The sequence below is a fragment of the Streptomyces sp. NPDC030183 genome, from assembly GCF_055573455.1.
This window is the reverse complement of the sequence record NZ_JBVIBK010000007.1, coordinates 112,984-124,534: the sequence shown is the minus strand read 5'-3', so window position 1 is coordinate 124,534 and position 11,551 is coordinate 112,984. Positions and strand designations below refer to the sequence as shown.

12 protein-coding genes are annotated in these 11,551 nt (G+C 70.3%); 4 read left to right on the top strand and 8 right to left on the bottom strand.

Annotated features, from left to right (window positions below; all coding sequences use genetic code 11):
• Positions 1 to 50: 50 nt before the first annotated feature.
• The 4 genes from ACZ4Z2_RS10560 to ACZ4Z2_RS10545 all read left to right on the top strand — a co-directional run bounded on the left by ACZ4Z2_RS10560 (position 51) and on the right by ACZ4Z2_RS10545 (position 5,320).
• The gene (locus ACZ4Z2_RS10560; protein WP_099967277.1) at positions 51 to 824 is read left to right on the top strand and encodes an isoprenyl transferase; all 774 of its coding nucleotides are present in this window, start codon (positions 51 to 53) and stop codon (positions 822 to 824) included.
• A gap of 337 nt (positions 825 to 1,161) precedes the next feature.
• On the top strand, positions 1,162 to 2,487 hold the full coding sequence (locus ACZ4Z2_RS10555) for a PhoH family protein (RefSeq protein ID WP_468074391.1): 1,326 nt from the start codon (positions 1,162 to 1,164) through the stop codon (positions 2,485 to 2,487).
• Between the two features lie 427 nt (positions 2,488 to 2,914).
• Positions 2,915 to 3,625, top strand: coding sequence for a cell envelope integrity TolA family protein (locus tag ACZ4Z2_RS10550; RefSeq protein ID WP_468074389.1), 711 nt, complete (start codon positions 2,915 to 2,917; stop codon positions 3,623 to 3,625).
• Between the two features lie 186 nt (positions 3,626 to 3,811).
• Complete coding sequence (locus tag ACZ4Z2_RS10545) at positions 3,812 to 5,320, top strand: AI-2E family transporter (RefSeq protein WP_468074693.1); 1,509 nt, start codon at positions 3,812 to 3,814, stop codon at positions 5,318 to 5,320.
• On the opposite strand, the gene ACZ4Z2_RS10540 is transcribed toward ACZ4Z2_RS10545, so the two are convergent.
• From ACZ4Z2_RS10540 to ACZ4Z2_RS10505, 8 genes are all read right to left on the bottom strand, one after another.
• On the bottom strand, positions 5,317 to 5,883 hold the full coding sequence (locus tag ACZ4Z2_RS10540) for a dihydrofolate reductase family protein (protein ID WP_468074387.1): 567 nt from the start codon (positions 5,881 to 5,883) through the stop codon (positions 5,317 to 5,319). The genes ACZ4Z2_RS10545 and ACZ4Z2_RS10540 overlap by 4 nt on opposite strands.
• 234 nt (positions 5,884 to 6,117) lie before the next feature.
• Positions 6,118 to 6,747: an OmpA family protein gene (locus ACZ4Z2_RS10535; RefSeq protein WP_468074385.1), complete on the bottom strand. Its 630-nt coding sequence runs from the start codon at positions 6,745 to 6,747 to the stop codon at positions 6,118 to 6,120.
• A 2-nt stretch (positions 6,748 to 6,749) separates the two neighbouring features.
• Entirely contained in the window at positions 6,750 to 7,343 is a 594-nt protein-coding gene (locus ACZ4Z2_RS10530; protein ID WP_468074383.1) for a hypothetical protein, read from the bottom strand.
• A gap of 15 nt (positions 7,344 to 7,358) precedes the next feature.
• Positions 7,359 to 7,904 carry a pilus assembly protein TadG-related protein gene (locus ACZ4Z2_RS10525; protein WP_468074691.1) on the bottom strand — a complete coding sequence of 182 codons (546 nt, stop codon included), beginning with the start codon at positions 7,902 to 7,904 and terminating at the stop codon, positions 7,359 to 7,361.
• 68 nt (positions 7,905 to 7,972) lie between these two features.
• The gene (locus ACZ4Z2_RS10520; RefSeq protein WP_468074381.1) at positions 7,973 to 8,182 is read right to left on the bottom strand and encodes a hypothetical protein; all 210 of its coding nucleotides are present in this window, start codon (positions 8,180 to 8,182) and stop codon (positions 7,973 to 7,975) included.
• Between the two features lie 105 nt (positions 8,183 to 8,287).
• Positions 8,288 to 9,094, bottom strand: a complete 807-nt coding sequence (locus ACZ4Z2_RS10515) for a response regulator (protein WP_468074379.1) — start codon at positions 9,092 to 9,094, stop codon at positions 8,288 to 8,290.
• Positions 9,087 to 10,646, bottom strand: coding sequence for a sensor histidine kinase (locus ACZ4Z2_RS10510; protein ID WP_468074377.1), 1,560 nt, complete (start codon positions 10,644 to 10,646; stop codon positions 9,087 to 9,089). The genes ACZ4Z2_RS10515 and ACZ4Z2_RS10510 overlap by 8 nt, the downstream gene beginning before the upstream one ends.
• On the bottom strand, positions 10,646 to 11,548 hold the full coding sequence (locus ACZ4Z2_RS10505) for a DUF5936 domain-containing protein (RefSeq protein ID WP_468074375.1): 903 nt from the start codon (positions 11,546 to 11,548) through the stop codon (positions 10,646 to 10,648). The genes ACZ4Z2_RS10510 and ACZ4Z2_RS10505 overlap by 1 nt, the downstream gene beginning before the upstream one ends.
• Between the last annotated feature and the right edge of the window lie 3 nt (positions 11,549 to 11,551).

The window sequence follows — 11,551 nt, the reverse complement described above, 5'->3', positions numbered from 1 at the left end:
GTAGGCTCTGCCAACCAAGGGGACTGCCGCGACACCGGAGGGGCTTTCACGTGAACCTGCGCGACACACTGCGCGGCCTGTTGGTCAAGGTCTACGCACGCAGGGTCGAGGGGCACCTCGACCACGCCCAGGTGCCCAAGCACATCGGCGTCATCATGGACGGCAACCGGCGCTGGGCGAAGGCCGCGGGTTCCACCACCGCGCAGGGACACCGGGCCGGGGCCGACAAGATCGAGGAGTTCCTCGGCTGGTGCACCGAGACGGACGTGAAGGTCGTCACCCTCTGGCTGTTCTCCACCGACAACTTCGGCCGCCCCCAGGAGGAGCTGGTCCCGCTCTTCGGCATCATCGAGGACGTCGTGCGCTCCCTCGCCGCCGACGGCCGCTGGCGGGTGCACCACGTGGGCACGCTCGACCAGCTCCCCGGGCAGCTCCAGACGGCCCTGAAGGAGTCCGAGGAGGCCACCGCGCACGTCGACGGGATACTGGTCAACGTCGCCATCGGGTACGGCGGCCGCCAGGAGATCGCCGACGCCGTACGGTCCATGCTCCTCGACGCCCAGGACAAGGGCACCTCGATGGAGGAGCTCGCCGAGAGCGTCGACGTCGACATGATCGGCCGCCATCTCTACACCGGGGACCAGCCCGACCCGGATCTGGTGATCCGTACGAGCGGCGAGCAGCGGTTGTCCGGATTCATGCTCTGGCAGACCGCGCACTCCGAGTACTACTTCTGCGACGTCTTCTGGCCGGCCTTCCGGAAGGTCGACTTCCTGCGCGCCCTGCGCGACTACGCCGTGCGCCACCGGCGTTACGGAGGCTGAAACTCCGCGTTTCCGCCGCGCCGGCGATGAGGTGTCCGCCACCGGCTCGGCGGCAGACGTAACGAGGTGTTCACCGGGGCGCCCCCGTAGGGCGTGGCATGGCGGCGCATGTTCGAGGGCATAAGCCAGTCAGGTCGACACCCGAACCACGGGTGTCGGATCTCAGCGGACGGCTCGGGGCCGTCCGCCCGGGAGGCCCTTTGCACCAGCCCGATCGTGCGGTCACAGCACGGACGAAGCAGCGGAGGGCCGGTCACCGGCCCGTGCAACGGCGCCGTCGACCGGCCCAGTTCCAACCCGTCGCTCCCCGACCTCATCCGAGGGGGTACGTCCTTCCGTGGTGACCAGCACAAAGCGCCACAAGCCAGACCGGCGCACCTACGTCCTCGACACCAGCGTCCTGCTGGCCGACCCGAACGCTTTGAGCCGCTTCGACGAGCACGAGGTCGTGCTTCCGATCGTCGTGGTGACGGAGCTGGAGGCGAAGAGGCACCATCCCGAACTCGGCTACTTCGCCCGGCAGGCCCTGCGCCTGCTCGACGAGTTCCGGGTGCGGCGCGGCCGCCTCGACGCCCCCATTCCGATCGGGGACCTCGGCGGGACCGTACGCGTCGAGCTCAACCACTCGGACCCCAGCGTCCTGCCGACCGGCTACCGCCTGGGGGACAACGACTCCCGCATCCTGGCGGTCGCCCGCAATCTGCAGGCCGAGGGCTACGACGTGACCGTCGTGTCGAAGGACCTGCCCCTGAGGATCAAGGCGTCCTCCGTGGGCCTCCTCGCCGAGGAGTACCGCGCGGAACTCGCCATCACGGACGCCTCCGGCTGGACCGGGATGTCCGAGGTGACCCTGCCGGCCGAACAGGTCGACATCCTCTTCGAGGAGGGGACGGTTTACGTCCCCGAGGTCAGCGACCTGCCCGTGCACACGGGTCTGACGATCCAGTCGGAGCGCGGCAAGGCACTGGGCCGGGTGACGGCGGACGGCAACATCCGGCTCGTCCGCGGCGACCGTGAGGCGTTCGGCATCCACGGCCGCAGCGCCGAGCAGCGCATCGCGCTGGATCTGCTGCTCGACCCGGACGTCGGGATCGTGTCGATGGGCGGCCGGGCCGGCACCGGCAAGTCCGCGCTCGCGCTCTGCGCGGGCCTGGAGGCCGTGCTCGAACGGCGCCAGCACCAGAAGGTGATGGTCTTCCGTCCGCTGTACGCGGTGGGCGGGCAGGAGCTCGGCTATCTGCCCGGCAGCGAGGCCGAGAAGATGAGTCCCTGGGCTCAGGCGGTCTTCGACACGCTCTCCGCGGTCACCTCGCGTGAGGTGATCGAGGAGGTCACCGCGCGCGGCATGCTGGAGGTCCTTCCGCTCACGCACATCCGCGGCCGTTCGCTCCACGACGCGTTCGTCATCGTGGACGAGGCACAGTCGCTGGAGCGGAACGTCCTGCTGACCGTTCTGTCCCGGATCGGGGCGAATTCGCGGGTGGTGCTGACCCATGACGTGGCCCAGCGCGACAATCTGCGCGTGGGCCGCTACGACGGCGTCGTCGCCGTGGTGGAGAAGCTGAAGGGCCATCCGCTCTTCGCGCACGTCACGCTGACACGGTCCGAGCGCTCCCAGATCGCGGCCCTGGTGACCGAAATGCTGGAGGACGGGCAGATTTAACGGTTCTTCCGGTTCCGGGCGATCTGACCATTTGTGGTCATCTCCGGTCACCGATGGACCTCTTGGCGCCGTCCGGCAAAGGCGATGAGCCTAGCCGGGCGGCGCCTCGGCGTGTGGGCGTTTCCGTGAATCCCTGGGGACAAACGAGGTGTGAGCTTTCACACGCACCTACGAATTGCCTTGCGGTGCCGGGTTACGGCAGAGTCTCACTCCTGTCAGGCCCCGCATACGACACAGCCGTACCCCCAGCGGTACGGAACCACAGCAGTGCCACGGTCAACTCCATAACGTGGTCGTATGCCGCCCGAGCACCACGCGGCGCTCCCCGCAAGGGAGTTGCCCACCGGGCCCGCGCCTCCGTGACCCCGCAGTTGGGAGGCCAGCGCCAGGGGCACGATTGCGTCCGCCAGGGTCACCGAGGCGGGCGATGCTGGAAGGAAACCGTGTGAGCCGGATTTCGGTCCGGGGATTCGCAGTGGCCTCGGCCACCGCGGTCACCGCAGTCGGAAGTGTCGTCGGAGTTGCCTCGGGCAGCACCGCCCAGACCACGGACGACGCCGAGGCGGTCGCGAACGACACCACGTTGCTCGCCGACATACCTGTTGGTCAGCAGGCGCAGGTGCAGACCGCATCCCTGACTGCACAGGCCGACGCCCAGGCCATCGCCGCCGACGCGACCGCCCGCAAGGACGCCGAGGAGACCGCCCGCAAGAAGGCGGCCGAGGACGCGATCGCGAAGCAGAAGCAGGCGGAGAAGGCCGAGCAGGAGCGCAAGGCGAAGGAAGAGGCCGAGACGAAGGCCCAGGCGGCCAGCTCGCTCGGTGACGCCCCGACGCAGAGCTCCTACTCCATCGCCGAGATCCAGGCGATGGCGAAGGCGGTCGTGGCGAGCGACCAGTGGACCTGCTTCAGCAACATCGTGAACCACGAGTCCAGCTGGAACTACAAGGCCGTCAACCCGTCCTCGGGTGCCTACGGTCTCTTCCAGGCGCTCCCCGGCTCCAAGATGTCGTCCGCCGGCTCCGACTGGCAGACCAACCCGGCCACGCAGATCAAGTGGGGCCTCAACTACATGGAATCGCGCTACGGCAGCCCCTGCGAGGCGTGGTCCTTCTGGCAGGCCAACAACTGGTACTAGGCCCGCCACCGCCGATGACCCGCCGTACCCCGCGTCGGTGAGGTCTCGTCGGCCGCTCGCACTCCGGAAGCCCTCCACCGTCCTTCGGTGGGGGGTTTCCGCCGTGTACGGTCGGAGACCCGGGAGGAAGCGCGGCCTCCGGGAGGAACGGTGGACAGCAGGGGCGACGGGGGAAGAGGACACATGATGTCGCGGGTGCCAGGGTGGCTCGGCCGGATCGGCTCCGGCCTGAGCGGTTGGGGCGAGCGGTTGGAGCGCCGCCGCGCGGAGATCGAGTCCGAGTCGTCGGACTCTTCCGGGGCTGCGGGGGGTTCCAGACCCGCGGAAGGTGCAGCCGGGGGCTCCGGGTCGGTGGAGGGTCACGGGCCGGCGAAGGGTTCTGGGCCCGCGAAGGGTTCCGGGTCCGCGAAGGGCTCCGGGTCCGCGCAGGATTCCGGGCGTACGGCCGGAGGAGACGACCCCGAGAGCGTCGCGGCGGAGTCCGAGGGCTCGCACGGCCACGGCCCGGCCGATGCGCCCGCCGTCGTCCTGCGCCCCCGCCCCGACCCGGCGACCGCGGTGCCCTGGGGCATGCGGGTCGCGGCCGAGGCCGGCTGGCGGCTGCTCGTCCTCGCGGGCACCGTCTGGGTGCTGATGCGGATCATCAGCTCCGTACAGCTCCTGGTGCTCTCCTTCACCAGCGCCCTGCTCATCACGGCGCTGCTCCAGCCGACGGTGGCCCGGCTCACCCGGCACGGCGTACCGCGCGGTCTCGCCACGGCCCTGACCGCCGCGCTGGGCTTCGTCATCATGGGGCTCATCGGCTGGTTCGTCACCTGGCAGGTCATGGAGAACATCGACGACCTCTCCGACCAGGTCCAGGACGGCATCGACGAGTTGCGGCGCTGGCTTCTCGCCAGCCCGTTCCACGTCACCGAGAACCAGATCAACGACATCGCCCAGAACCTCCGCGAGGCCATCAGCGACAACACGGACACGATCACCTCGGCCGGTCTGGAGGGCGTGACCGTCATCGTCGAGGCGCTCACCGGCATCCTGTTGACGATCTTCTCCACGCTGTTCCTGCTCTACGACGGCAAGCGGATCTGGCAGTGGTCCCTGAAGCTGGTGCCGGCGGCGGCCCGCCCCGGAGTCTCGGCGGCCGGGCCGCGTGCCTGGCGGACGCTGACGGCGTATGTGCGGGGCACGGTGATAGTGGCCCTGATCGACGCCATCTTCATCGGCCTCGGCATCTACTTCCTCGATGTGCCGATGGCGGTCCCGCTCGCCGTGTTCATCTTCCTGTTCGCCTTCATCCCCCTGGTCGGCGCGGTCGTCTCGGGCGCCCTGGCGGTGGTCGTGGCACTGGTGACGCAGGGCGTGTTCACCGCCGTCATGACCCTCGTGGTGGTCCTCGCGGTCCAGCAGATCGAGGGGCACATCCTCCAGCCGTTCATCCTCGGCCGCGCCGTACGCGTCCACCCGCTGGCCGTCGTCCTGGCGGTCGCGGCGGGCGGGATGGTCGCGGGCATCGGGGGCGCGGTGGTGGCGGTGCCGCTGGTCGCCGTCACGAACACGGTGGTGGGGTCCCTGCGGGCGTACTCGCAGGACCAGCCGTACGGGGACGAGGAGGCGGCGCCCGGCCGTGCGGCGGTGCGGGCGGGTGGGGGACGGCGGTCCGGCGACGGGTCGGCGTCCGGCGGGGGCGCCGGTTAGCTCCGTGCGTGGCGGAGCAGGACGACTCCGTTGCCGAAGGTGCGGGTCTCGATCAGGCGCAGGTCGGCCTTCGGCCGGTCCTCAGCCTGGGAGAACAACGGTCTGCCCCGGCCGAGGATGACCGGGTGGACGTAGAGCCAGTACTCGTCGATCAGGTCGTGCCGCATGAACTCGGCGGCGAGGGTGGCGCCGCCGAGGGCCAGGTCGCCGCCGTCCTGCGCCTTCAGCGCCATGATGTCCTCGACGACGACGTCCCGGACGATCGTGGTGTGCCACTCGGCGTGGTGCAGGGTCCGGGAGAACACGAGCTTCGGCATGTTCCGCCAGATCGACGCGAAGTCGGCGATGGGGCGGGGGGCGTCCGGGTCGCGGTCGGCGGCGGGCCAGTAGTCGGCCATCAGCTCGTAGGAGACGCGGCCGTCCAGGAAGGCGCCCATGTCCCTGAGCACGTCGTTGAAGTGGGTGTGCAGCTCGTCGTCGACCAGCTGCCAGTCGAGTTCGCGGTTCGGGCCCTCCATGAAGCCGTCGAGGGACAGGGACATCATCAGGACGATCTTTCGCATGTGTAGGGGCTCCCGCGCTTGTCTCGGTGTCGATGGCCGCAGCGGCCGTGGGCCGATGGTGGACGGCCGAGGGCCTGGGACGAGGATGACGCGGAAAGGGGCGCACGCGGGTGACGACGCGCCTGAGCCCCACCGCCCGCCGGGCAGCAGCAAGCCGGTGCGGTCATGCATCGGCCGGGAGTCGGTCCGCCTCGGCTCGGACTCCCGGCGGCCCCCTGGTGCTCGTGGACGAGGTCAGCCCTGTTCGCCCGTGGCGCCCGTCCTCGGGAAGGAGACCTCCACTCGGCGGTTCTTCTTGCGGCCCTCCTCCGAGGAGTTGTCGGCGATGGGGTAGTCCTCGCTGTAGCCGCGCACCTCGAAGGTGACGTCGCCGTCGAGGTCGCCGGCGAGGATGTCGTGGACGGCTTCGGCGCGTTTCTTGGAGAGCGTCAGGCCGTGCGCGTACGAGCCGAGGTCGTCGGTGAAGCCGAACACGCGGACCTTGGTGGCGTTCTGTGCCTTGATCTCCGCGGCGATCGCCTCGATGCGGGAGCGGGCCTGGGGGTTCAGTTTCGCGCTGTCCTTCGGGAAGAGGACCTCCGCCTGGAGGGCGAACGTGACGTTCTCGTTCGTGTCCTCGCGGCGCTCCTCGCCGCCGAGGTCCTCCACGACGGACTTGATGTCCAGCACCTTGGCGGGCGCGAGCGTAGCCCCGGCGGCCAGCTTCAGCCCCGGGCTGTTCGCGTCCACCTCGGGGGGCGGGGACGTGGTGACGGAGCCCGGGGGTTCGCTGGGGTCGTCGTCGGCGTGGGCCGCCGGGGTGACGAGGGCGAGCGCGACCACGACCGCGAGGGCGGTGGTGACCCGTGGGGTGAGAGCGGCCATGGTCACTCGCCCTCGGAGAGCTCGATGGTGGCGGGGGGCATGGAGCCGACCTGGAAGTCTACGGAGGTGGTGCCTTCGGGGGGGGCGGGGAATTGGGCGAACCAGTCCGTGGTCGCGCCGGTCTGAACGCCGCCAGTGAACCTCGTGCACAGGCAGCGCCCTTCGGTGTCGCGCAGAACGAGGTACTTCTTCTTCCCGTTCGGGTCGACGAGATTGGCACCCGCGATGGACCCGCCGTTCTTGACCAGTTCGCTTTCGTCGCCTCGCCACTCCGCGCCGACCCACGGCTTGCCGGTGCCATTCGTCACGGTTCCCTCGACCGTGACAAAACCGCCGCCGTCGCGGGCGGCCGACGTGACCTTGAGAGTCAGGCCACCGGCCTTGACCTCGGCGAGGATGGGCTGCGTGGCAGGGGCTTCGGATTCCTCCTTGTCCTCATCCTTGTTGTCCTGGGAGGGCTTTGCCGAGGACTCCTTCTTCGACGGGCTGTCGTCGCCCCCTCCCCCGCCGCAGCCGGCCACCGTGAGGACCAGCCCGGTGGCGATCGTCACCGCGGTCAGAGCCGCGCGGCCCCTTGTGGTGTACCGGAACTTCATGGACACAGCTTCCTCTCACTCGGCCAGACGCACAGAGAACATCACGGACGCGTCGGGAAGGTCGTCCGGATCGAAATCGTCGGGGTCGATATCCACGGCCTCACCGTCGCAGTCCAGTGTCACGGGCTTGGCGGGGTCCGCGTCCAGGTCGACATCACAACGAGGTTGGACGACCGCGGTCGCCTGAGCCGTGGCGGGCAGGCTTTCGGTGCCGGGGATGATCGAGTCGCCGACCGTGTAGTCCGTCTGGACCTCGACGCGAAAGCCGGGGAATCCGCCCACCTCAGTGGGCTGGGCGCCGCCCAGCACCGTTGAGTCGTTGGCGGCGGCCAGTTCCTGTGCGGCAGCCGTCGCGCCGTCGGCGGGCAGTCCGTCAAGGAGATCCAGCCAGTCCAGCCAGGCGTCGTCACCCGCTTCGATGGCATCTCCGAAATCCAGCAACAGGTCTTCACGCGCCTGCTGTGCCGCCGCCAACGCCGCAGCGTCCGCCGCGGACTGGGCTCCACTGCGAGCGGACGCTGCTTGCGCGAAGGCGAAGAAGGCCAACGCTACGAAGAGCAGAATCGCCGTCAGCCATATGTAGATGGGGAGGGTGGACCCTCGGTCGTCGAACGGAAGCCGAGAGCCCCTCAGCCTCCGACGACGTTGCTCACGGCCGCAAGAATCGCCCCCGAGATCAACCCGTCCAGACCCAACCCGTCGATCATCACGAAGATGCCCGCGACGATGATCATGATGCCGGCGTATTCCACGAAACCCGCGCCCGCGTCGCGGTTCTTGCCTCGCATGCGGGACTTGACCGTGGTTTTCCAGGTGGTGAAGCGGTGCTTGAGGTTCATGGCTGTTGCCCTCTCGCGCGGCCGGGACGTCTATCGGATCACCGTACGTGAAAGAGCCCGTACGGGGGGTGGGTCCAGGGGCCCAACTTGGGGGGGTGGGCGTGGTCATCGCCTCCACCCCCCGGGGGCCGTGCCGAGCCAGTGGGCGATCGCTTCGCTGCGCGTCGCGGCGTGCAGTTTCGCGAAGATGCGGTTGATGTGGTTCTTGACCGTCTTCTCGCTGATGAAGCAGGCGGCGGCGATCTGACGGTTGTTCATGCCGGACGCGATGAGGTCCATCACCTCCACCTCCCTTGTGCTCAGGCCGAAAGACGGGTGATCGGGCGGGTCGGGGACCCGGCGGTGCGGCGACACGTACCGTCGCACCGCACGCGTGACGCGAGCCCGCGACGACTGTCGCACATATGGTTGCATGTGCGAAGTGCGGTCATGGCTTTCGTGTGAAGGTTTGTAGGAAACGCCGAGGGAAGTTGAGACATCCGCGACCGTCATGGAGACGGACGCGGAGACCGTCCGGCGGCCCTCCCGCAACTGCCGTACCGCCCGCAACAGTTCCGCCGCCGTGAACTCGCCGTGGACCAGGTAGCCGGACGCGCCCCGGCGTACGGCCTCCGCCACCACCTCCGGTTCCGTGCTGTACGTCAGCATCATCACCGGTGCCAGCAGGGCCAGTTCGGGGAGCGCCGTGAGGCCGTCCGTGCCGGGCATGCGGACGTCGAGGAGGACGACGTCGGGGTGGTGCAGCCGTGCGTCCCGTACCGCCTCCTCGCCGTTGGTCGCCTGGGCCACCACCTCGATGTCCGGGTGGGTGCCGAGGAGTGCGGCGAGGCCGGCGCGGACGACCGGGTTGTCGTCGGCCACCAGTACACGCAGGCGGGGCTCGGTGGGGAGTGCCTGGTCCCGGTCATGCATGGGCGGACTCCTGGTGGGGGGAGGGAGGGGGTGGGGAGGGTTCCGGGGCGGGGCCGGGGAGCGGGAGGGTCACGGTTACTTCCGTGCCCCGTGTGCACGGGGTCAACAGGAGCCGCGCCCCGAGCTGTTCGGCCCGTTCCCGCATGCCGACGACACCGAAGTGGCCGGAAACCTGCGCCTCGGACAGGGCGGCCGCGGGCGGGAGGCCCACTCCGTCGTCCTTGACCGTGAGGCGCAGGGCGGCCGGGGTGACCGTCAGGGCGACGTCCACCCTCGTCGCGTCGGCGTGGCGGTGGGTGTTCTCCAGGGCCTCGGTGACGATCGCCAGGAGGTGGTGGACCGTCTCGGGTGGGAGGGGCGGGGGTTCCGGGCCCGTGCGGGTCAGGTGGGTGGGGAGGGCGGTGCGGGACGTGAAGGTCTCGGCTGTCGCGGTCAGCTGTGCCGTCAGGGTCGCGGACGCGGGCGGTTCCGTAAGGTCCGTGTGGCGGCGTAGGTCCGTGAGGAGGTCCCGGGACTCGGCGGCCGCTCGGCGGGCCGCCGCGGCCACCAGGGTCGCCTGCCGGCGCAGTACGGCCGGGTCGGGCGCGGGGCGGTCCGCGGAGGCCGCCAGCGCGTCCGCGGCGAGGGCCAGGCCGTGCAGCGTCTTGGTCACCGAGTCGTGCAGTTCGCGGGCCAGGCGGGCGCGTTCCGACTCGACGGCCTCCGCAACGGCGAGACGGGACGTGGCCTCCGCGAGGGCCTGGGTGGCCGTACCGAAGCGGAACATCAGATTGCGCAGGGTCACGCCGATGATCCCGGCCGCCACGCAGAAGCCGGCGATGAGCAGGGTCCCCGCGCCCGCGCCCGGGCTGTGCTCCCAGGCTCGGTGGACGGTCAGCAGGACGGCGAGCTGGAGGCCGGTGAAGAGGCCGGCGCCACGCCAGCCGTAGAGCAGGCCGGAGAGGAGCGGGGTGCAGACGGTGGCGTAGGCGAGGGGCGAGACAGGGGAGGCCGTGAGGAGGAGGACCGCGCCGAGGAGGAGGTCCAGCGCCATCAGGGAGGGGTGGGCGAGGAGGCGGGGGGCGAAGCGGTCCCAGTCCCGGAGCATGGCGTACGAGATCGTGATGCCGAGGGCGGCGACGACGAGTACGGCTTGGGTGGGGGCGCCGTCGGAGGTGTTGGCCATGGCGAAGGGGGTGCCGATGGCCAGCATCGTGAGGCGGACCGCGATCGTCTGGCGGGAGAGGGCCTGGAGGGCGTTCAGCTGGAGGCGGAGGGTCGCGGGGGGTGCCGCGTCGTCCTGGAGGTAGCCGGTGGTCGGCCCGCCGGGTGGGGCCGGGGCGCGCCCTTCGCCCGTCGGCCGCCGCCGGGTCGCCGTGGGGACGGACGATGCCGGTGGTGCCGGGGACGCCGGGGGTACGGGTGGTGTCGGCGACTCGGTTGAGGGGGGCGAGGCCGTCGTCGAGGGCTTCGGGAGGGGCGGCGAGGGCGGCGCGGAACGCAGCCGGGGCGGGCGCAGGGCGCTCCGCAGCCGGGCGGTTCCGGGGGGCAGGTGACGACCGCGTGTCCTCATCAGCGGCCCAGGATCTCGCCGAAGTTCGTGCCCGAGCCGAGGAACATGCCCGTCGCGATGAGGATCATCGTCGCCGGCAGCATGAAGACCAGGGTCACCAGCGTGGCCTTGGGGATCGTCCTCGCGGCCCTGCGCCGCGCGTTCTGGGCGTCCGTGCGGCGCATGTCGGCGGCCAGCTGGATCAGGGTCTCCGCGATGGGGCTGCCCAGCTCCTCGCCCTGCTGCAACGCCGAGACGAACTGCGCCACCTGCTCGGAGGAGTTGCGCTTGCGGAGTTCGTCGAACGCCTGGCGGCGGCTGACACCCATGTCCATCTGGCGGAGGGTGATGCGGAGTTCGTCGGCCCACGGGCCCTCGTACTTCTCCGCCACCCGGTCCAGTGCCTGGCGGAAGCCGAGGCCCGCCGAGACGACGACGGCGAGGACGTCCAGGAAGTCGGGGAGCGTGCGGTCGATGACGTCCTTGCGTTCACGCACGGCCTGCCAGATCGCGACATCGGCGGCGAAGAAGCCGAAGGCGAAGGTGGCGGCGGCGAACAAGGGGCGGTCGCTGGTGAGGAAGACCAGGCCCATGAAGGCGCCGAAGAAGCCGTAGACGGCCCGGCGGGCGGCGTAGCGGTTGAGGGTGAGGCCGCCGGGGTTGCCGGCCATGTCGATACGGCGGCGCTTGGCCTCGACCCGGCGGGGGCCCATGAGGCGCAGGACGAGCGGGGCGAAGCGCATGCCGAGGCGGTCCACCGCCGAGCCCGTCTTGGAGACGCGGGTGGCTCCCACCTCCAGGGCCAGGGCCAGGTCACTGGGGAGCTTCGCCTCGGCGCGGATCATCCGGATGCCGAGGAGGGCGCCCGCGACGGCGACGGCCGTCAGCAGGGCGAGGAGGAGCGGGAGCGTCGATGTCGTCATGGC

Excerpts from the sequence above, each read along its gene's own strand:
- ACZ4Z2_RS10510 (WP_468074377.1), bottom strand. The coding sequence starts at position 10,646 with ATGAGGACACGCGGTCGTCACCTGCCCCCCGGAACCGCCCGGCTGCGG.
- ACZ4Z2_RS10535 (WP_468074385.1), bottom strand. The coding sequence starts at position 6,747 with ATGGCCGCTCTCACCCCACGGGTCACCACCGCCCTCGCGGTCGTGGTC.
- ACZ4Z2_RS10515 (WP_468074379.1), bottom strand. The coding sequence starts at position 9,094 with ATGCATGACCGGGACCAGGCACTCCCCACCGAGCCCCGCCTGCGTGTA.
- ACZ4Z2_RS10530 (WP_468074383.1), bottom strand. The coding sequence starts at position 7,343 with ATGAAGTTCCGGTACACCACAAGGGGCCGCGCGGCTCTGACCGCGGTG.
- ACZ4Z2_RS10505 (WP_468074375.1), bottom strand. The coding sequence starts at position 11,548 with ATGACGACATCGACGCTCCCGCTCCTCCTCGCCCTGCTGACGGCCGTC.
- ACZ4Z2_RS10520 (WP_468074381.1), bottom strand. The coding sequence starts at position 8,182 with ATGAACCTCAAGCACCGCTTCACCACCTGGAAAACCACGGTCAAGTCC.
- ACZ4Z2_RS10545 (WP_468074693.1), top strand. The coding sequence starts at position 3,812 with ATGTCGCGGGTGCCAGGGTGGCTCGGCCGGATCGGCTCCGGCCTGAGC.
- ACZ4Z2_RS10540 (WP_468074387.1), bottom strand. The coding sequence starts at position 5,883 with ATGCGAAAGATCGTCCTGATGATGTCCCTGTCCCTCGACGGCTTCATG.
- ACZ4Z2_RS10550 (WP_468074389.1), top strand. The coding sequence starts at position 2,915 with ATGCTGGAAGGAAACCGTGTGAGCCGGATTTCGGTCCGGGGATTCGCA.